18 protein-coding genes and 1 pseudogene are annotated in these 18,651 nt (G+C 69.5%); 6 read left to right on the plus strand and 13 right to left on the minus strand.

Annotation, left to right across the window (positions count from 1 at the left end; genetic code table 11):
- Positions 1-44: 44 nt before the first annotated feature.
- The 6 genes and pseudogenes from J2X41_RS21955 to mdoH form a co-directional block, all read left to right on the plus strand.
- The gene (locus J2X41_RS21955) at positions 45-1,439 is read left to right on the plus strand and encodes a S41 family peptidase (protein WP_310085917.1); all 1,395 of its coding nucleotides are present in this window, start codon (positions 45-47) and stop codon (positions 1,437-1,439) included.
- A 494-nt stretch (positions 1,440-1,933) separates the two neighbouring features.
- Positions 1,934-3,115 (plus strand): divergent polysaccharide deacetylase family protein, encoded by a 1,182-nt coding sequence (locus J2X41_RS21960; protein ID WP_310085919.1) that lies wholly within the window; start codon positions 1,934-1,936, stop codon positions 3,113-3,115.
- Positions 3,112-3,609: an RNA pyrophosphohydrolase gene (locus J2X41_RS21965; protein ID WP_310085921.1), complete on the plus strand. Its 498-nt coding sequence runs from the start codon at positions 3,112-3,114 to the stop codon at positions 3,607-3,609. The genes J2X41_RS21960 and J2X41_RS21965 overlap by 4 nt, the downstream gene beginning before the upstream one ends.
- 26 nt (positions 3,610-3,635) lie before the next feature.
- On the plus strand, positions 3,636-5,180 hold the full coding sequence (locus tag J2X41_RS21970; protein ID WP_404979973.1) for an alpha/beta hydrolase: 1,545 nt from the start codon (positions 3,636-3,638) through the stop codon (positions 5,178-5,180).
- A 43-nt stretch (positions 5,181-5,223) separates the two neighbouring features.
- Entirely contained in the window at positions 5,224-5,973 is a 750-nt protein-coding gene (locus tag J2X41_RS21975) for an alpha/beta hydrolase (protein WP_310085924.1), read from the plus strand.
- Between the two features lie 328 nt (positions 5,974-6,301).
- Positions 6,302-8,017: pseudogene (gene mdoH, locus J2X41_RS21980) on the plus strand (glucans biosynthesis glucosyltransferase MdoH); the annotation flags it as partial.
- Positions 8,018-8,028: 11 nt separating this feature from the next.
- On the opposite strand, the gene sugE reads toward mdoH, so the two are convergent.
- The 13 genes from sugE to J2X41_RS22045 all read right to left on the minus strand — a co-directional run bounded on the left by sugE (position 8,029) and on the right by J2X41_RS22045 (position 18,580).
- Positions 8,029-8,352, minus strand: coding sequence for a quaternary ammonium compound efflux SMR transporter SugE (gene sugE, locus J2X41_RS21985; protein ID WP_310085926.1), 324 nt, complete (start codon positions 8,350-8,352; stop codon positions 8,029-8,031).
- Between the two features lie 123 nt (positions 8,353-8,475).
- On the minus strand, positions 8,476-9,180 hold the full coding sequence (locus J2X41_RS21990; protein WP_310085929.1) for a hypothetical protein: 705 nt from the start codon (positions 9,178-9,180) through the stop codon (positions 8,476-8,478).
- Positions 9,181-9,349: 169 nt separating this feature from the next.
- Positions 9,350-9,874, minus strand: a complete 525-nt coding sequence (locus J2X41_RS21995; RefSeq protein ID WP_310085932.1) for an NMCC_0638 family (lipo)protein — start codon at positions 9,872-9,874, stop codon at positions 9,350-9,352.
- Between the two features lie 72 nt (positions 9,875-9,946).
- Positions 9,947-10,900, minus strand: coding sequence for a metallophosphoesterase (locus J2X41_RS22000; RefSeq protein WP_310085935.1), 954 nt, complete (start codon positions 10,898-10,900; stop codon positions 9,947-9,949).
- 8 nt (positions 10,901-10,908) lie between these two features.
- A complete protein-coding gene (locus tag J2X41_RS22005; protein ID WP_028038864.1) occupies positions 10,909-11,169 on the minus strand; it encodes an ATP synthase F1 subunit epsilon in 261 nt (86 codons plus the stop codon).
- A complete protein-coding gene (locus J2X41_RS22010; protein WP_029910885.1) occupies positions 11,169-11,417 on the minus strand; it encodes a hypothetical protein in 249 nt (82 codons plus the stop codon). Before J2X41_RS22010 ends, J2X41_RS22005 begins: the two co-directional genes overlap by 1 nt.
- Complete coding sequence (gene atpD, locus J2X41_RS22015) at positions 11,417-13,045, minus strand: F0F1 ATP synthase subunit beta (RefSeq protein ID WP_310085939.1); 1,629 nt, start codon at positions 13,043-13,045, stop codon at positions 11,417-11,419. Before atpD ends, J2X41_RS22010 begins: the two co-directional genes overlap by 1 nt.
- Positions 13,046-13,102: 57 nt before the next feature.
- Positions 13,103-13,978, minus strand: coding sequence for a F0F1 ATP synthase subunit gamma (locus J2X41_RS22020; protein WP_310085941.1), 876 nt, complete (start codon positions 13,976-13,978; stop codon positions 13,103-13,105).
- Between the two features lie 34 nt (positions 13,979-14,012).
- Positions 14,013-15,545 (minus strand): F0F1 ATP synthase subunit alpha, encoded by a 1,533-nt coding sequence (gene atpA / locus J2X41_RS22025; RefSeq protein WP_028038868.1) that lies wholly within the window; start codon positions 15,543-15,545, stop codon positions 14,013-14,015.
- Positions 15,546-15,595: 50 nt separating this feature from the next.
- Positions 15,596-16,150, minus strand: a complete 555-nt coding sequence (locus J2X41_RS22030; RefSeq protein ID WP_310085944.1) for a F0F1 ATP synthase subunit delta — start codon at positions 16,148-16,150, stop codon at positions 15,596-15,598.
- A gap of 280 nt (positions 16,151-16,430) precedes the next feature.
- A complete protein-coding gene (locus J2X41_RS22035; RefSeq protein WP_310085946.1) occupies positions 16,431-16,676 on the minus strand; it encodes a hypothetical protein in 246 nt (81 codons plus the stop codon).
- A gap of 138 nt (positions 16,677-16,814) precedes the next feature.
- A complete protein-coding gene (locus J2X41_RS22040; protein WP_310085948.1) occupies positions 16,815-17,150 on the minus strand; it encodes a CC_3452 family protein in 336 nt (111 codons plus the stop codon).
- 215 nt (positions 17,151-17,365) lie between these two features.
- The gene (locus tag J2X41_RS22045; RefSeq protein WP_310085951.1) at positions 17,366-18,580 is read right to left on the minus strand and encodes an FAD-dependent oxidoreductase; all 1,215 of its coding nucleotides are present in this window, start codon (positions 18,578-18,580) and stop codon (positions 17,366-17,368) included.
- Positions 18,581-18,651: the final 71 nt, after the last annotated feature.

An 18,651-nucleotide genomic window follows, 5' to 3' on the forward strand; every position in this document is an offset into this window, starting at 1 on the left:
TTTAACGCGGCGCGACGGCGTCGTCAGGGAGCCATTTCGGCCACATGCGCAAGTATCTGCTCATCGGTGTTTCGGCCTTCGTCCTCGGCGCGGGGACCATGGCCTATGTCAGTCCCATCGCCCAGGCGACCAGCGCAAGCAAGGGCGAGACCTACAAGATGCTGGAGCTGTTCGGCGACGTCCTGCAGACGGTCGACAACCAGTACGTCTCCGAGGTCGACAACAAGAAGCTGATCGAGGCGGCCCTGGACGGCATGCTGACCAGCCTCGACCCGCATTCCGGCTACCTGTCGCCCGACAGCTTCGAGGACATGCAGGACACCACCCGCGGCGAGTACGGCGGGCTGGGCATCGAGGTGACCAGCGAGGACGGCGTGGTCAAGGTGATCTCGCCGATGGACGGCACGCCCGCCTCGCGCGCCGGCATCCAGGCCGGCGACTACATCACCGCGGTCAACGGCCAGTCGGTGCTGGGCCTGACCGTCAACGAGGCGGTCAAGCAGATGCGCGGCGCGGCCGGCGAGGTGGTCACCCTGACCATCGCCCGCGAGAAGACCGACCCGTTCGACGTCAAGCTGACGCGCGAGGTGATCAAGCCCAAGGCCGCCATCGCCCGGATGGAGGGCGACTACGGCTATGTCCGCCTGCCCGGCTTCAACGAGAAGGCCACCGACGCCCTGACCGCGTCGATCAACGAGCTGAAGGCCAAGAACCCCCAGATGAAGGGGCTGATCTTCGACCTGCGCAACAATCCCGGCGGCCTGCTCGACCAGGCCGTGGGCGTCTCCAGCGTGTTCCTGGACGGCGGCGAGGTGGTCAGTCAGCGCGGCCGCGACCCGCGCGACATCCAGCGCTACAACGCCAAGCCGGGCGGCGACATCCTGAAGGGCCTGCCGGTGGTGGTGCTGATCAACCAAGGCTCGGCCTCTGCCGCCGAAATCGTCGCCGGCGCCCTGCAGGACCGCCATCGGGCCGAACTGGTGGGCATCACCAGCTTCGGCAAGGGTTCGGTCCAGACCGTGATCCCGCTGCGCGGCGGGGCCGACGGCGCCCTGAAGCTGACCACGGCCCGCTACTTCACCCCGTCGGGCCGCTCGATCCAGAAGACCGGCATCGCGCCCGACCTGGAAGTGGCCCAGACCAAGGACCAGGCCCAGGACATCGCCAACCGCGTGTGGTTCAGCGAGGCCAGCTTCAAGAACGCGCTGAACGCCGACGAGGGCAAGAGCCGCCAGGGCGTCCACACCCCCGCCGAGGCCCCGCCCACCGGCTTCGACGACAAGAAGGGCGACTTCCAGCTGCAGCGCGCCATCGCCGTGCTGAAGGCCGGCTCGGTCGAGGCCGTGCCGAAACTGCCCAAGCCCCAGGCCAAGATCGCCGAAGTCACCGCCAAGGCCGCGGCGGCCGCCGGCAAGGGCCCGCCGGTCGAGAAGAAGTAAGGCTTTTCGCCCCGAACCTCTCCCTTATGACCGTCGTCATCCCGGGCCTTGTGCCCGGGACCCCTTTGTCCGCCGCAGGTGCGGAGGGGTGGCGCGCTAACGCGCCATTCCGCTTCACCGTCAACTGAATCAGGGGTCCCGGGCACAAGTGTTCAGTCCGGGGACATAGCTGACACTTGTTCGGGGACATAGCTGACACCTCTCTGCGAGCAAACCATTGCTCCAACAGGCGTCGCACATTGGTGACCCTAGCTGTATGTCTATGGATTTTCGGGCGATATGGCGAGGTCGTCCACGAATGTGTATGCCCCACGTCACCAGCCCAAGGGCTGGCTAGACTTAGCGAAGCAGGGGCCGAGGTGTCAGCTATGTCCCCGGACTGAACAACAAGGCCCGGGATGACGGCCTTATAGGTTGGGTTCGGCTCGCAGGCGCATTCCGCCGCACCCTCCATTAACCATATATTCGGCGCTTCCCGCCTAGGCTCGGACCCCATGGCCGTGACCTTCTCCCGCAAGCCCGCCTACAGCGCCGACGCGCCCGCGTCCGGCGGCGAGGACAGCGACCTGCGCGCCAGGATCCTGGCGGCGGCGGCCAATCCGTTCATCGGCGCCAGCGCCGCGGCCTTCCTGTTCCTGCTGAGCCTGGCCCTGCTGGTGCTGGTCACCGGCGACCCCAACAAGGGCTCGCCCCTGGTGCGGGTGGCCCTGGACCAGATCGGCACGACCCGGAACGTCCCGCCCGGCTGGCGCGAGGCCCTGGTCGGCGAGGGCGAGCAGGAAGCCCCGCTGCTGCCGGGGGCCCTGGACCTGTCCAACCTGCCGTTCGTCAGCCACGCCGCGGCCGACGACGCCGAGACCGGGACGATCGCCGCCCCCCCGCCCGTCGCCGCGGCCGACGGCCCGCTGCCGGCCGCGCCGATCGCCGGACTCTACGCCCCAGGCCCTGGCGGCGGCTCGCTGCCGGTGATCGCCCCCGATGGCCGCACGGCCGCCGAGGCCTATGCCCGCCCGTTCACCGCCGACGGCCGCCCCAAGGTGGCCCTGGTGATCGGCGGCCTGGGCCTCAATCCCCAGACCACCCGCGCGGCCATCGAGACCCTGCCGCCCGAGATCACCCTGTCGTTCGCCCCCTATGCGGAAGGGCTGCAAGGCTGGATCGACCTGGCCCGCAGCCATGGCCACGAGGTGCTGCTGGAAGCGCCGATGGAGCCGGTCGACTATCCGGCCAACGACCCAGGCCCCTACACCCTGATCACCGCCAACCGCCCCGAGGACACGGTGCGCAAGCTGGAATGGCTGATGTCGCGGGCCACCGGCTATTATGGCCTGACCAACTATCTGGGCTCGCGGTTCGTCACCAGCGACACGGCCATGACCACCTTCACCCTGGCCTTGAAGGCCCGGGGCCTGGCCTTCATCGACGATGGCCAAGCGTCCTTGCGCGGCGGCCCGATCCCCCGCGCCTCGGCCGATCGGATCATCGACGACGAACTGGCGGCCGGCTCGATCGACGGCCAGCTGAAGATGCTGGAGGCCGGCGCCGCCGGTCGCGGCCAGGCCCTGGGCTCGGGCTTCGCCTATCCGGTGACCATCAACCAGGTGCGGTTGTGGGCCGCCGGCCTGTCCGGGAGGGGCTTGCAACTGGCCCCCGCCTCGGCCATGGCCAAGCGATGAGCCCCAGCCAAACGCCCGATCCCTACCCCGATCACCGCCCCAATGTCGGCGTCGTGCTGTTCCACCCGGACGGCCGCGTCTGGCTGGGCAAGCGCCACAACCAGCCGCCGCCCCACAATTGGCAATTCCCGCAGGGCGGGGTCGACGACGGCGAGGACCTGCTGGCCGCGGCCCGCCGCGAACTGGCCGAGGAGACCGGCGTCACCTCGGTCGAATATCTGGGCCGCACCGAGAACTGGCTGATCTACGACTTCCCCGCCGACTTCGCCTCGTCGAAAAAGGCCCGTGGATTCAAGGGCCAGAAGCAGGTGTGGTTTGCCTTCCGCTTCCTGGGCGAGGAGTCCGAGATCGACCTGGAGGCCGACGCCCATGTCGAGTTCGACGCCTGGAAATGGGGCGCTCTCGACGAAACGCCCGAACTGATCGTACCCTTCAAGCGCGCGGTGTACGAACAGGTCGTCGCCGCGTTCGGTGGGTTCGCGCGCGGCGGCTGAAATCTCGCCGCGCTGGGGAGCATGGAATGGCGGATACGATCCTGCTGATCCACGGCTACGGTTGCGCTGGAGACGTCTGGGATCCCGTAGCCGCGCGGCTGCGGGCCGAGGGCTACCGCGTCGTGTCGCCGACCATCCGCTCGGCCGTGCGTACGGTCGACGGCCCCCGGGCGGGCCTGGCCGGCCTGACCCTGGCCGACTATGTCGCCGAGATGAGCGCCTTGACCCAGGCCCTGGCCAAGGAGGACGGCAGGAAGCCGATCGTCTTCGGCCACTCCATGGGCGGGCTGATCGCCCAGAAGATCGCCGAGGCCGGCCAGGCCGATCGCCTGGTGCTGTTCGCCCCCGCCTCGCCGGCCGACGCCCGCGGCAAGCCCAAGCTCTCGTCGGTCTTTACCTTCCTGAACATGGCCCTACAGTCCAAGCCCGAGACTAGGGCGGGCAAGATGTGGAAGACGGGCTTCAAGTTCGGCGTCATGAACGCCGTGCCGGCCGCGCGCCACGACACGCTGTACGCGACCATGGTCCACGACAGCGGACAGGTGCTGGCCGACCTCGCCTGGCCGCACAAGGATCCGAACCGGGCCGCCCATGTCGACGCCGCGAAGGTGACCGTCCCCGTGCTGGTCCTGGCCGGCGCCCTGGATCGCACCACGCCTCTCGAGGACGTACGGCGCGTCGGCCGAAAATATCCGGCCGCCGACCTCAAGATCTACCCCAACAACGCCCATTACCTGATAGACGAGCCAAACACGATGAGCATTCTCGACGACGTGATCGCCTGGCTGACGGGCAAACCGAAATCCGCTCCGGCCCCGCCTCCGGCTCCCGCCCCGGCGCCTGCGCCCGAACCCGTGAAGGCCGCGGAGCCCTCGCCGACGCCCGCCCCGGCTCCGATCGAACCCGCGCCGACGGCGATCACCCCCGAGCCAAAGCCCCCCAGAACCACAGCGAAGGCCCCTCCGGCGGCCCCGAAGGCCCCGGCCAAGCCGAAGGCCGCGGCCAAGCCCGCTCCGGCCAAGGCGGCCGCTCCCAAGGCGGCGCCGGCCTCCAAGGCCGCCAAGGCCGCGCCGGCCCCCAAGCCGGCGGTTGCGAAAGCCCCGGCCAAGACCACGGCGCCCAAACCGGCCGTCGAGAAACCCGCGGCCGAGGTCGCTCCGGCCGCCAAGGTGACCGCAAAGACCGCTCCGAAAGCCGCCGCGAAGCCCAAGGCGACAAAGACCGCGCCAGCCGCGGAGGCCAGCGCCCCGAAAGCCGCGCCCGCCCCGAAGGCCGCCAAGGCGTCGCCCGCCGCGAAGCCGCCGGCCAAAACCAAGGCCGAGGCCAAGCCCGCCGTCGCCAAGGCGCCGGCCAAGGCCGTCGCGCCCAAGCCGGCGGCCGAAAAGCCGGCGGCCAAAACCGCGCCGGCCGCGAAGGCGACCGCGAAGGCCGCTCCCAAAGCCGTTCCCGCAACGAAGCCGGCGGCCAAAACCGCCGCCGCCGCCAAGGCTCCGGCGCCTGCGAAAACGGCCAAAACGCCCGCAACAAAATCGACGGCCAAATCTTCGCCATCACCGAAGAAGAGCGTGTAGGCTGAACGCTCGGCGCTCCGGCCGACGAACAGGCGAGGCGTGCGTGGCGACTCCGGTGATCATGGTGCATGGCGCCTTCTGCGGCGGCTGGACGTTCGACGCGTTTCGCCGCCCGTTCGAGGCCGCTGGCCACGTCGTCCAGACCCCAGACCTGCTGGGGCACGGCGACGGCGCCCTGGTCGCCGGCCGCTCGATGGTCGACTACGCCAAGCAGATCGCCGCCCTGTGCGAGGCCTGCGACGAGCCGCCGATCCTGATCGGCCACTCGATGGGCGGGCTGGTGGCCCAGATGGCGGCCGCCCGCGCCAGCGTCTCGCGGCTGATCCTGCTGGCTCCATCCCCGCCCTGGGGCGTCACCGGTTCGTCCCTGGAGGAGGCGGCGTCGGCCGTCAGCCTCTATGCCCTTGGGCCCTATTGGCTGCAGGCCGTGGCGCCGGACTATGGTGTCGTCGAGAGCTACACCCTGGACCGCCTGCCCCGCGCCGAGCGCAAGCGTCTCTACGCCAAGATGCACGCCGAGAGCGGCCGGGCGCTGTGGGAGACGCTGAACTGGTTCATGGACCCGTTCATGACCACCGGCGCCAGCCCCGTGGGCGTGCCGACCCTGGCGATCGCCGGCGGCAAGGACGTGATCCATCCGCCCGCCACCGTCCGCCAGACCGCCGCGCGACTGGGCGGATCTTGCGAGGTCTTCCCGTCGATGAGCCACTGGCTGCCGGGTGAACCGGGGTGGGAAGAGGTCGCCGCCGCCTGCCTGGACTTCATCGCCGACGAGAGCCGCGCGGCCGCCTGACTCCGGTCCCGAGCCCGGTTTTGCGCCAGGACCTGGCTGCCGCCGAATTGCGGCCCTTTCACGGCCCTTCCTTGACTTGCGCGCGGCGAAATGACCGGCGCTTGACAGTATTCGGGGCCGATTTGCTCAGAAATTCGGCGTCAGAACACTAATGTAATAGAGTCGCTAAACTTCAGGAACCTTGACGCGTGCGGCGTGTTTCCGCGCCGAAGAGGTTTTCATGCACGCCTATACCCATCCGCTACAACAACGCGAATCGGAGCGTCGTTCCTTCGCCGGAACCGACGTCCGCGCGGAGCCCACGGCGCCGCCGCTGGCCCCCTTGGCCATGCCGGACCAGTCGCTGCATCGCCCCGCCGAGCCGCGCCGCTTCGCGCCGGTTCCGGGCCTGGGACAGCGGCGGGCGGCCCTGGCGGCCTTCTGCGCCCTGGCCACCGGCCTGGCGGTGTCGGCGGTGACGGCGGCCATGGCCGAGGACGGGCTGGATGCGCTGGAGGTCGCGCATGTCGGCCTGATCCTGGTGCTGTTCGGCTGGATGGCCTTCTCGTTCGCCGCCAGCCTGGGCGGGCTGTGGCTGTCGCGCCGGGCCGACACCTGGGAGCGGACCGTGGCCCAGGCGCCCCTGCGGCCCCTGACCACCCGCACCGCCCTGCTGGCCCCGATCTATCATGAGGACGTCGGGCCGTTCTTCGCCCGGCTGGCGACGATGCGGGCCGGACTGCACGCCCTGGGCCTGACGCCGATGTTCGACATCGTCGTGCTCAGCGACAGCCGCCGGCCCGAGGTGGTCGCCGACGAGCAGCGCGGCTTCGCCGCCTTCCGGCGCGGCGGCGTCGGTCCCCGGGCCTATTACCGCCATCGGCCGGAGAACCTCGACCGCAAGGCCGGCAACATCGCCGAATGGGTGCGCCGCCACGGCGGGGCCTACGACCATATGGTGGTGCTGGACGCCGACAGCCTGATGGACGCCCTGACCCTGTGGCGGCTGGCCGCGGCCATGGAGCGCGACCCGTCGCTGGGCCTGATCCAGACCGCCCCGACCATCGTCGGGCGCCGCACGGTGTTCGGCCGGCTGGAGCAGTTCGCCAATACCCTCTACGGCCCGCTGGCGGCCTGGGGCGTGGCCTGGTGGAGCGGCCATGACGGCAACTATTGGGGCCACAACGCCATCCTGCGGGTGAAGGCCTTCGCGCAGGCCGGCGGACTGCCGCACCTGAAAGGCAGAAAGCCGTTCGGCGGCCACATCATGAGCCACGACTTCGTCGAGGCCGCCTTCCTGCGCCGGGCAGGCTGGGGCGTTCGCCTCGCCCCGGCGCTGACCGGCAGTTTCGAAGAGAGCCCGCCGACCCTGATCGACCACCTGATCCGCGACCGGCGCTGGTGCCAGGGCAACCTGCAGCACCTGGGCGTGCTGGGCGCGCGCGGCCTGCATCCGGTCAGTCGGCTGCACCTGGCGCGGGGCGTGCTGAGCTACGCCCTGGCGCCGCTGTGGATCGCCCTGGTGGTGACCGGCGCCCTGCTGTCGGCGCCCGACACCCGAACCGGCGAGGCTGGCGGCTATCCGCTGGCGGGGGCCATCGTGCTGGCCGTCAGCCTGGCCTTCGTCCTGCTGCCCAAGCTTATGTCCTACGCCCTGATGCTGTCCGAGGGTCAGGCCAGCCGGTTCGGCGGCGCCTGGCGGGCCTTGGCCAGCGTCGGGCTGGAGACCCTGGCCTCGACCCTGACCGCGCCGGTGATCATGGCCGCCCACACCCGCGCCCTGCTGTCGGTGGCCCTGGGCCGCGACGCCGGCTGGTCGGCCCAGCAGCGCGACGAGGGCCGGCTGAGCGGCCGCGCGGCCCTGGCCTTCCACTGGCCCGAGATGCTGATCGGCGTCGCCCTGGCGGCCCTGGGCCCGCTGATGGGCGCGGGCCTGTCGCCGTGGCTGGCGGTGGCGGCGGCCAGCCTGGTCGCCGCGCCGTTCATCGTCTGGTGGACGGCCAGCATCGCCCGCGGCGTGCGGCTGCGCGACGCCGGCCTGCTGCTGACCCCGGGCGAGCGCGCGGCGGCGACCGTTCAGTGCGAAGGCGTGAACAGCTTCAGCCCCAGGATGCCCGAGACGATCAGCGCCAGGCAGACCAGCCGCCCGGCCGTGGCCGGCTCCTTGAACAGCAGGATGCCGACGATGGCCGTGCCGACCGCGCCCACGCCCGTCCAGACCGCATAGGCCGTGCCCAGCGGCAGGGACTTCACGGCCCAGCCCAGCAGGCCCATAGAGGCGACCAGGCTGATCGCGGTCAGCAGGGTGGGGATCGGCCGCGTGAAGCCTTGCGTGAACTTCAGGCCCACGGCCCAGCCGATCTCGAACAGACCGGCGACGAAAAGGATGATCCAGGCCATGACGGGCTCCCGGACTTCAGGGCGGGGCCGTCCCCCGAAACGCGAAAGGCGCGGGGTCGTCCCCGCGCCTTCGAAGAGATAGGACCACCGGACCGGGGGACAAGCCCCCGATCCGCCAGATGCTTAGCGGCTGGTGGTGCTGTACAGGATCCGGGCCTGCTCGTAGTTCTTGCCGATCGAGCTGTCGTCCAGCTTCTTCAGGCGCATGTAGACCAGGCCCGCGTGGCCGTCGGCCCAGGCGTCGTCCCACGAGACCGTCAGGCGCTTGACGTCGCTGACCGTCAGGTCGTTGCGGATCAGGCGCAGCTGCGGCTTGTTCTCCCAGGTGGCCCAGTCGTGCAGGGCGTTGGCCAGGGCCTGGGCCTGGGCGTCGCCCTGGGCGTACTGAATGGTGACGGTGCAGACGTTCTTGTTGCTGCCGGGGTTGTCGACGGCGATCAGATACGGCTTGCCGATATCCATCACCCACTGCTCTTTCTTCTTCTTCATCCCGGCGGCCTTGGCCAGGGACGGCATGTCGCCGCCGACGACGGCCGGCTTGCAGACCTTGTCGAGCACGCCGAGCAGCTGCAGCGAAACCGGGTCGGTGGTGGGCGGACCACGGGTCGGGGCGACATAGTCCGGCGCCTGGCCGGCGGCCGGAGCGGCCACGGTGGGCGTGGCCGTCATCGGGTCGGCCGGCGCGGCGGGGGTCTGGGCCGCCGGATCGGCGGGCGCCGGAGCAGCGGCCGGAGCCGGAGCGGTCGGAGCAGTCGGAGCGGTTTGCTCCTGGGCGACGGCGGTCGAAACCGCGCCGAGAGCAAAGAGGCTGGCGAGCGCAAGGCGCATGGTCGAGTTATCCCCGTTAGGCAAGAGGTCGGCATTAAAACCGACAGGCGTTCCCTCGCAACCCTTATGGTGGCCGATTAAGGCGGAGAATGGGTCACAGGTGTAATTTTCTCGCCGCGAGCCTGCGGCGTGACGTCTCAGGGGCGAAGGCGAGGCGCCATCGTCGGCCTCAGGGCTTGGCGGTGCTCAGCACGAAGGTCGCCGCGTCGGGGAAGTTGGCGACGACCACGTACATCTTCAGGCCCGGATAGGCCGGCGAGAGGTACGTCCCCTTCTGCATCAGCTGGTTGTCCTCTGCGGTCTTCACGAAGCCCGAGCCGACGGCGATGCCGGCATGGATCATGATGTTGCGCATCAGGGTGGCGAAGGCGACCGGGTCGGTCGGCGGCTGGGCCCCGCCATAGTAGCCGACCTGGCAGAAACCGTCCTGCGGGGCCTGGGCCAGGTAGAACCGCGCCGTCGTTGGCGACACCCAGACCTTGGTCGCCGGGCCCTGCCACAGCGCCTTGATCGACGCCGGCGCCGGCTTCCAGCCCAGCTTGGCGGCCGCGACCCCGACCGCCGCGGCGTTGGTTCCGGCCGGCAGGCAGACGCTCTTGAAGACGTCGACCACCTCCTGGCGATAGGTGGGCGCGGCCTGGGCCGCGCTGGCGGCCAGAAGGGCCGTGATCAGAACCGTCGTCGCGATCCGCATCGCGTTCTCCCCGACGCCGGCATGGCGCGCGTCAGGCTACCCGATATCGAGGCTGTGCATAACGACGTTCTTCTATCGGGGCGCACGGAGGGTGACGATGACGATCTCGGGCGGCGCGCGAAAGCGGACCGGCAGGATCGAGACGCCGAGGCCGCCGGTGACGAACAGATGCCGTCCCCGATCGACATAGGCGCCGCAGCCCCAGCGGCGCGAGGCCCGCGACGCATGGACCAGGCGTCCCAGCAGCGGCAGGTCGACCTGGCCGCAATGGGTGTGGCCCGCCACCGTCAGGGCGACACGGTCCGGCGCCTGGGCGAACGGGTCGGGCCAGTGGCTCATGACCACGACCGGCGCGGCCGGCGGAACGCCCGCCAGCGCGCGGGGGTAGGACGGTTCGGCGCGGAAGGAGTCGAGGTCGGCCAGGCCGGCGATCCAGAAGGCGCCTTCCGGCCGCGGCGCGAGCACCGCGCGGTTCTCCAGCACCACGGCGCCGCTGGCCATCAAGGCCCGCTCGATCGCCGGACCGTCGTACCACCAATCGTGATTGCCGAGCACGGCGTAGACGCCCAGCCGCGCCCGCAGTCCCTTGAAGGCGGCGACCCCGCGCAGGATCTCCGACCGGGCGGGAACGGCCCGGGTCGCGGCCGGCTCATGGCCGCCGGCGTAGTCGCCCAGCAGCAGGACGGCGTCGGGATGCTGGGCGTTCATCCGCGCCACCACCCGCGCGACCCGGGCCGGATCGACATGGGGCGCGGCGACATGGGTGTCGCCGATCAGGCCCAGGCGCACGGGCGGACCGCGCCAAGCCGGCGACTCGATCGTCACCTGGCGCACGACCAACAGACGCGGCTCGATCAGGAAGGCCCAGACCCCAAGGCCATAGGCGACCAGCGCCAGCCCCGCCAAGGTCCAGGCCAGACGCAAACGGCCCGAGCGCCGCACCAGCGCCCAGGCCGTCAGGATGATCAAAGGTCCGGCGAAGGCGCCGATCCAGGCCAGCAGCAGGACACCGCCGGGCCCGGCCATCGAAGGACTTACGCCGCCTCGACCGCGTGTTCGGCCAGGATCGTGAAGCCATCCGGGCCGACGTCGGCGAAGCCGCCCTGGATGTCGAACAGGCGCACGGACGAGCCGTCGCGGACCGTGACCCGGCCTTCGCGCAGGGTGGTCATGAACGGCGCGTGGTTCGGCAGAACGCCGAAATCGCCTTCCGTGCCCGGGGCGTCGACCTGGTCGACCTCGGCCGAGAACAGTTCGCGCTCTGGCGCGACGAGGGAGAAGTGCAGCTTAGCCATCAGTCGTGTGTCTCCACGGCGCCCAGGGCCGCTTCGATGTCTTCGTCGGTCTGGATCTCGGTCCCGCAGAACGGGCAGAAGCGGATGGTGGCCAGCACGACGCCGGTCTCACCCCCCTCTTCCCGATGACCCAGATTGAGCAGGATCAACCCGCTGTCGTGCTCGATCAGCGCGTCTTCGGGATCCGAAGACACCGCATCCTCGAGCTCTTCGCAGCAGAAGTTGATCAGCTCGTGCTCGTCGGTCATCAGGCTTCGCCGGCCAGCTTCTCAGCCTTGGCCACCGCTTCCTCGATCGGGCCGACCATGTAGAAGGCGGCTTCGGGCAGGTGGTCGTACTCGCCGTCCACGATGCCCTTGAACGAGCGGATGGTGTCCTTCAGCTGGACGAAGGCGCCGGGCGTGTTGGTGAACTGCTCGGCGACGTGGAACGGCTGGCTGAGGAAGCGCTGGATCTTGCGGGCGCGGGCGACCGTCAGCTTGTCCTCTTCCGACAGCTCGTCCATGCCCAGGATGGCGATGATGTCCTTCAGGGCCTTGTACTGCTGCAGCACTTCCTGGACCGAACGGGCCACGTTGTAGTGCTCTTCGCCGATGACCAGCGGGTCCATGATCCGCGAGGTCGAGTCCAGCGGATCGACGGCGGGGAAGATGGCCTGGGCGGCGATGTCGCGCGACAGCACGGTGGTGGCGTCCAGGTGGGCGAACGAGGCGGCGGGCGCCGGGTCGGTCAGGTCGTCGGCGGGCACGTAGATGGCCTGGACCGAGGTGATCGAGCCCTTGTTGGTCGAGGTGATGCGCTCCTGCAGGTTGCCCATCTCGGTGGCCAGGGTGGGCTGGTAGCCCACGGCCGAGGGGATGCGGCCCAGCAGAGCCGACACTTCGGCGCCGGCCTGGGTGAAGCGGAAGATGTTGTCGACGAACAGCAGCACGTCCTTGCCTTCTTCATCGCGGAAGTACTCAGCGATGGAGAGGCCGGTCAGGGCCACGCGGGCGCGGGCGCCCGGGGGTTCGTTCATCTGGCCGTAGACCAGGGCGCAACGGCTGCCTTCGGTCGAGCCATTGTTGGCCTTCGGGTCGACGTTGACGTTCGACTCGATCATCTCGTGATAGAGGTCGTTGCCTTCGCGGGTGCGCTCGCCCACGCCGGCCAGGACCGAGTAACCGCCGTAAGCCTTGGCGATGTTGTTGATCAGTTCCTGCATCGTCACGGTCTTGCCGACGCCGGCGCCGCCGAACAGGCCGATCTTGCCGCCCTTGGTGTAGGGGCACATCAGGTCGATGACCTTGATGCCGGTGACCAGCACTTCGGCGGTGTTGGTCTGGTCGGCGAACGACGGGGCGTCGCGGTGGATGGTGCGGAAGATGTCCGACTTGATCGGGCCCTGCTCGTCGATCGGCTCGCCGATGACGTTCATGATGCGGCCCAGGGTGCCCGGACCGACCGGAACGCGGATCGACTCGCCGGTGTCGCGCACGGCCTGGCCGCGGACCAGGCCCTCGGTGGCGTCCATGGCGATGGCCCGGACGGTGTTCTGGCCCAGGTGCTGGGCGACTTCGAACACCAGGCGCTGGCCCGAGGCGGTGTTGACCGTCTCCAGGGCGTTCAGGATGGCCGGCAGCGGGCCTTCGAACTCGACGTCGACGACGGCGCCGATGACCTGCACCAGCTTGCCGGTGGCGGCGCCGATGGTGGCCGGGGCGGCCTGGGTCGCCTTCGGCGCCGCGGCCTTGGGGGCGGCGGGCTTCTTGGCGGCCGGAGCCTTGGCGGCGACGGCGGGAGCGGCGGCCGCGGCGGCGGCCTTCGGAGCGGCGGGCTTCTTCACGGCGGCCGGCTTGGCGACGGCGGCGGGAGCCTTAGCGGGGGTCTTGGCCATGGCGTTCAGGGTCTTTCGTGCGTGCTCGTGCGTGCGTTTTTTACGTTAGGCTTTTGATCAGACGGCTTCGGCGCCGGAGATGATCTCGATCAGCTCCTTGGTGATCTGGGCCTGGCGGGAACGGTTGTATTCGAGGGTGTAGCGCTTGATCATGTCGCCGGCGTTGCGCGTGGCGTTGTCCATCGCCGTCATCTGGCTGGCGTAGAAGCCAGCCATGTTGTCGAGCAGGGCCGACAGGATCTGGACCGTCAGGTTGCGCGGCAGCAGGGTCTCGAGGATGGCCTCTTCCGAGGGCTCGTACTCGTAGACGGCGGCCGGGCCCGAGACGGCTTCGGCGCCCTCGACCACGGCCGGGATCAGCTGCAGCGCGGTCGGGATCTGCTGCACCACCGACTTGAAGCGGCTGTAGAACAGGGTGACCACATCGACGTCGCCGGCTTCATACAGGCGGGTGACGACGTCGGCGATCGGCTGAGCCACCGACAGGGTGAACTGGCGATAGGCCGACAGGTCGAAGTTCTCGACGATGCGGTCGCCATACAGGCGGCGCAGCTGGGCGGTCGCCTTCTTGCCGACGCAGACGATCTTCACGTCCTTGTCTTCGCGCACCAGGGTGTCGATCCGCTCGCGCGCGGCGCGGACGATCGACGAGGTGAAGCCGCCGGCCAGGCCGCGGTCGGCGGCGGCGACGATGATCAGGTGACGATCGTCGCGGCCGGTGCCGGCCAGCAGGGCCGGAGCCCCGTCGCCCGACACGCCGGCCGCCAGGTTGGCGATGACGTTCGACAGCCGGCGCGCATAGGGGCGCGCGGCTTCGGCCGCGTCCTGGCTGCGGCGGAGCTTGGCCGCCGCCACCATCTGCATCGCTTTCGTGATCTTCTGCGTCGCCTTGACGCTCGAGATCCGATTGCGCATTTCCTTCAAGCTGGCCATTCGGCGCTACTCTCTCCGAGCGTTCCGAGGGGGCTTAGGCGAAGGTCGCCGAGAAGCTGTCGAGCACGCTCTTCAGCGTGTTCTCCAAGTCCTTGTCGAGGGCCTTCTTGGTGCGGATGCCGTCCAGCAGGTCCTTGTGCTGGCTGTGCAGGCGGGCCAGCAGCTCGCTTTCGAAGCGGCGGACCGACGAGGTCGGGATCTTGTCCAGGTAGCCGCGGGTGCCGGCGTAGATCACGCAGACCTGCTCCTCGACCGCTTGCGGCGCGTATTGCGGCTGCTTCAGCAGCTCGGTCAGGCGCTCGCCACGGGCCAGCAGCTTCTGGGTGGAAGCGTCCAGGTCCGAGCCGAACTTGGCGAAGGCGGCCATTTCGCGATACTGGGCCAGCTCGCCCTTGATCGCGCCGGCGACCTGCTTCATCGCCTTGATCTGGGCCGACGAGCCGACGCGCGACACCGAGATGCCGACGTTCACGGCCGGGCGGATGCCCTGGTAGAACAGGTCGGTTTCCAGGAAGATCTGGCCGTCGGTGATCGAGATCACGTTGGTCGGGATGTAGGCCGACACGTCGTTGGCCTGGGTTTCGATGATCGGCAGGGCCGTCAGCGAGCCCGAGCCGTTGTCCTCGTTCAGCTTGGCGGCGCGTTCCAGCAGGCGCGAGTGCAGATAGAACACGTCGCCCGGATAGGCTTCGCGGCCCGGCGGACGGCGCAGCAGCAGCGACATCTGGCGGTAGGCGACGGCCTGCTTGGAAAGGTCGTCATAGATGATCAGGCCGTGCAGGCCGTTGTCGCGGAACCACTCGCCCATGGCGCAGCCCGAGAACGGGGCCAGGTACTGCAGCGGGGCGGGCTCGGAGGCCGAGGCCACCACGACGATGGTGTATTCCAGGGCGCCGTGCTCTTCGAGCGTCTTGACGATCTGGGCGACGGTCGAACGCTTCTGGCCGATGGCGACATAGACGCAATAGAGCTTGGCGCTCTCGTCCTTGCCGGCGTTGGCGGCCTTCTGGTTCAGGATGGTGTCGATGGCGACGGCGGTCTTGCCGGTCTGACGGTCACCGATGATCAGCTCGCGTTGGCCGCGGCCGACGGGGATCAGGGTGTCGATCGACTTCAGGCCGGTCTGCACGGGCTCGTGCACCGACTTGCGCGGGATGATGCCCGGGGCCTTGACGTCGACGCGGCGGCGCTCGGTCGAGACGATCGGGCCCTTGCCGTCGATCGGCTCGCCCAGCGGGTTGACGACACGGCCCAGCAGGCCACGACCGACCGGCACGTCGACGATCTCACCCAGGCGGCGGACTTCGTCGCCTTCCTTGATGGCCTGGTCCTGGCCGAAGATCACGGCGCCGACATTGTCGCGCTCGAGGTTCAGGGCCATGCCCTTCACGCCGGCCTTCGGGAACTCGACCATCTCGCCGGCCTGGACGTTGTCCAGACCGTAGATGCGGGCGATGCCGTCACCGACGGACAGCACCTGGCCGACGTCCGAGACGGCGGCTTCTTCGCCGAAATTGGCGATCTGCGACTTGAGGATGGCCGAAATCTCGGCGGCGCGGATGTCCATGGCTGTCTTGGGCTCTCTGCGTTTTATCTTTAGGGCGCGCTTATAAAGCTTTAGGCGCGCTTCAGGGCGAATTTCAGGGAATCGAGCTTCGAACGGAGCGAAGCGTCGAAGAGGCGGGAGCCGACGCGCACCTTGATGCCGCCCAGGATGGACGGATCGACGCGGGTCGAGATTTCGGGGGTCTTGCCGACGGCCGTGGCGACGGCGGCCGACACGCCCTTCAGTTGGGCGGCGGTCAGGGCCTTGGCGGTGGTGACTTCGGCGGTCACGACGCCACGGTGCTGGGCCGACAGCTCGATGAAGGCGCTGATGGCGCCCAGCAGGTCGCCGGCCCGGCCGTTGCTGGCCACCAGACCCAGGAACTTGGCGGTCAGCAGCTGGAACTTGGCCTTGGCGGCCACGGCGGTCAGGCCCTTGGCCTTGTCCTCGGCCGAGAAGGCCGGGCTGTCGATCAGGCGGCGCAGGTCGGCGCTCTCGGCCGCCATGGTCCGCAGCGACTTCAGGTCGGCTTCGACCTGGGTCAGCTGGTTGCTCTCGATCGTCAGTTCGAACAGGGACTGCGCATAGCGCTGACCCGCATCCGTCGCCTTGGTTTCGTCCGCCACTTGTTCCGCCCGGTGCGTTGCAATCGCCGCGGACAAGAAGATTAACCCTCGTCCCGGCTTAAAGGCTTGAGCGCGCTCTAGAAAAGCACATGGACGGCCGGCGCTGACGCGCTGCCCTGTCCGAAGCCGCGCGCCTGATAACACGCAGCCTTCGCGGTCGCAACCAAGGCCAATGCGTAAGGACCGGCGCCGTTTCGTAAAACAGGTGTGGGCGCGCGCGATCCGCCGACGCGTGGTTCGGTCCGGCGAGCCGATCGAAGCGAAACGGCCAACCTCGGTCCTAGGCGACCCTGCGGAACACCGCCGAGGCGGCCGCGACCAGGACGCCGTCGGCGGCGCGGAGTTCGGCCTGGGCGAAGACCAGGCTGCGGGTCGAGCGCTCGACCCAGGCCTTGGCGGCCGGCGCCCCCAGCGCGTCCGCATGGGCCAGGGCCCCATAGTCGATGGTGATCGAGGTCGGCAGGGTCGCTGGGCCGGCGATCTCGCACAGGGCGGTTTCCAGCAAGGAGGCGGTCGAAGCGGTCATCGGCGATGCCATAGCCCTAACCCGCCCGAAGAAAAAGGGCGGCGAGACCGGCTCGCCGCCCTTCAGGCGAATGTTCGAGGAAACAGCCGGACGGGGCGGAGGGGCCCAGGATGTCCGGGTACTAATAGAGTGCGTCGTCTACTTCTCGGCGGTCTGCACGCCGGCCTTGGCCGTGGCGTTGCAGCGGGTCAGGTCGTCGGCGTCCAGCGACTTGGTCTCGCCGCCGAAGGCCGCCACGCGGCCGACTTCCTTGGCCAGGGCCTTGCACGAGACGGCGGTCAGGGCCCGCGACGGGGCGGCGGTCGAGACGCACTCGGCGCCTTCGCAGACGAAGACCGCGCCGCCGGCGACGACCTTGGTCTTGGCGGCCAGCGGGTTTTCCAGGGCGACGGCGATGCGGCCGTCGGCGAAGGCCGAACCGGCGAACAGGCAGGTGGTCAGGGCGGCGACGGCCGCCAGGGATTGGAGCTTCATCAGAGAGCCCTCCAGCGTAGTCAGGGAGTTGGATCGAATGATCGGTGAAAAGCTGTACTGGGCGTTCCGAGCCGGGGATGTCGGCGCCGGTATCCCCACCGGCGCGTCGGATCAGAACTAAGCACTGCTTAGATATCAGTGTTCGGAAATAGCGCAAGCGGAATCTATTTCGCATGAGCATTTTTTATTGAAACGCTTGTTTCGCGCCGAGATTGTCAGGCGGCGCTCGACGCCCTGGCGTAGAGTTCAGCGATCGTCGCCACCGCGGCCTCCGCCTCCGCCCGGTCCGGCCGCTCGTCGTCGACGCCGTATCCCCACTGGTCGCTGTCGCCGACCTGCTGCACCACGATGCCGTCCGGCCGCGGCAGCACCGAGACGTGCTTGTAGTAGACGCCGTAGCGAACCTCGGGCTGGGGGGCGAGCCAGGCGATCTGGCCGCGCACCGGGGTGATGGTCTCGTCCTTCCACAGGGCCCGGGCGCCATAGCCGGTGCAGTTGACCACCACCGGCTCCTTCAGCCGCGCCAGGTCGGCGGGGGTGTCGAAGGTCATGGCGACGATCTTGCCGCCCTCGGCCAGGAAGTCGCTGGTCAGCATGTGGGCGAGGTCGGTGACGTTGAATTGCATCGAGGTCGCGTGCCGCACGCGCGGCACGGGGAACGGATGCGAGCCGGCCGGCAACTCCTGGGAGACGGGCACGATGTCGCGCAGCCGCTCGCCATATTCGGCGAAGTGGACCGCGCCGCCGGGGCGCGGCGCGGGCGGGCCGACGCCCGCGCGGTCGAACAGGGTGTAGCGGTCGCTCCACGACACCGGCTCGCCGGGCAGGCCCAGCAGGGTCTGGTAGGTGGCGTACGACGTGCGGGCCATCTCTTCCCACAGGGCCGGGAAGCCGGGCGCGACCTTGTCGGCCTCGGCGACGCGCGAGTCCGGCGACCAGGTGCCGGTGGCGCGGAACGAGCGGGTCTGGGGCGTGCGCTCCTTGGCGTAGATCGTCACCTTGGCGCCGGCCCGCTGCAGCAGCAGGGCCGAGGTCAGGCCCAGGGCGCCGCAGCCGATCACCGCCACCTCCTTGGTCCCGCCCTCCAGCGCCTTGCCGGCGGCGATCGTGCTGGAGCCCCACGACAGCGACCAGCCGCTGCCGCCGTGGCCGTAGTTGTGGACCACGCGTTTGCCGTTGACGTCCTCGACGTCCAGCCTCGGTCCCGCGGCGCGGAACGGCCGCAGGCAGACGGTGATCCTGGTGATGCGGTCGGCGCTCATCCGCAGCGGGGCCAGGGGCGGGACGACGAAGGCGGGGGGGGCGGGCGCGATCAGGCCGGGGGTGCGGCGAGCCGGGGCCCCGCCCTGGGTCACGCATCCGGCCAGGCTGGTCGCGCCCAGACCGCTCAAGCCGGCCAGCACGGCCCGTCGGCTGCTTGTCGTGATCATCTGCGGCGCATCCCCTCGAAAGCTTTACGGGGGGACCCTAGCCCTGGCGCCGCGAGCGCGCCAAGGCTCCA

The sequence above is a fragment of the Caulobacter sp. BE254 genome (assembly GCF_031457295.1).
In the GTDB taxonomy this organism is placed as follows: Bacteria; Pseudomonadota; Alphaproteobacteria; order Caulobacterales; family Caulobacteraceae; genus Caulobacter.

Excerpts from the sequence above, each read along its gene's own strand:
- J2X41_RS21955 (WP_310085917.1), top strand. The coding sequence starts at position 45 with ATGCGCAAGTATCTGCTCATCGGTGTTTCGGCCTTCGTCCTCGGCGCG.
- J2X41_RS21960 (WP_310085919.1), top strand. The coding sequence starts at position 1,934 with ATGGCCGTGACCTTCTCCCGCAAGCCCGCCTACAGCGCCGACGCGCCC.
- J2X41_RS21965 (WP_310085921.1), top strand. The coding sequence starts at position 3,112 with ATGAGCCCCAGCCAAACGCCCGATCCCTACCCCGATCACCGCCCCAAT.
- J2X41_RS21970 (WP_404979973.1), top strand. The coding sequence starts at position 3,636 with ATGGCGGATACGATCCTGCTGATCCACGGCTACGGTTGCGCTGGAGAC.
- sugE (WP_310085926.1), bottom strand. The coding sequence starts at position 8,352 with ATGGCCTGGATCATCCTTTTCGTCGCCGGTCTGTTCGAGATCGGCTGG.
- J2X41_RS21990 (WP_310085929.1), bottom strand. The coding sequence starts at position 9,180 with ATGCGCCTTGCGCTCGCCAGCCTCTTTGCTCTCGGCGCGGTTTCGACC.
- J2X41_RS21995 (WP_310085932.1), bottom strand. The coding sequence starts at position 9,874 with ATGCGGATCGCGACGACGGTTCTGATCACGGCCCTTCTGGCCGCCAGC.
- J2X41_RS22000 (WP_310085935.1), bottom strand. The coding sequence starts at position 10,900 with ATGGCCGGGCCCGGCGGTGTCCTGCTGCTGGCCTGGATCGGCGCCTTC.
- J2X41_RS22005 (WP_028038864.1), bottom strand. The coding sequence starts at position 11,169 with ATGGCTAAGCTGCACTTCTCCCTCGTCGCGCCAGAGCGCGAACTGTTC.
- J2X41_RS22010 (WP_029910885.1), bottom strand. The coding sequence starts at position 11,417 with ATGACCGACGAGCACGAGCTGATCAACTTCTGCTGCGAAGAGCTCGAG.
- atpD (WP_310085939.1), bottom strand. The coding sequence starts at position 13,045 with ATGGCCAAGACCCCCGCTAAGGCTCCCGCCGCCGTCGCCAAGCCGGCC.
- J2X41_RS22020 (WP_310085941.1), bottom strand. The coding sequence starts at position 13,978 with ATGGCCAGCTTGAAGGAAATGCGCAATCGGATCTCGAGCGTCAAGGCG.
- atpA (WP_028038868.1), bottom strand. The coding sequence starts at position 15,545 with ATGGACATCCGCGCCGCCGAGATTTCGGCCATCCTCAAGTCGCAGATC.
- J2X41_RS22035 (WP_310085946.1), bottom strand. The coding sequence starts at position 16,676 with ATGACCGCTTCGACCGCCTCCTTGCTGGAAACCGCCCTGTGCGAGATC.
- J2X41_RS22040 (WP_310085948.1), bottom strand. The coding sequence starts at position 17,150 with ATGAAGCTCCAATCCCTGGCGGCCGTCGCCGCCCTGACCACCTGCCTG.
- J2X41_RS22045 (WP_310085951.1), bottom strand. The coding sequence starts at position 18,580 with ATGATCACGACAAGCAGCCGACGGGCCGTGCTGGCCGGCTTGAGCGGT.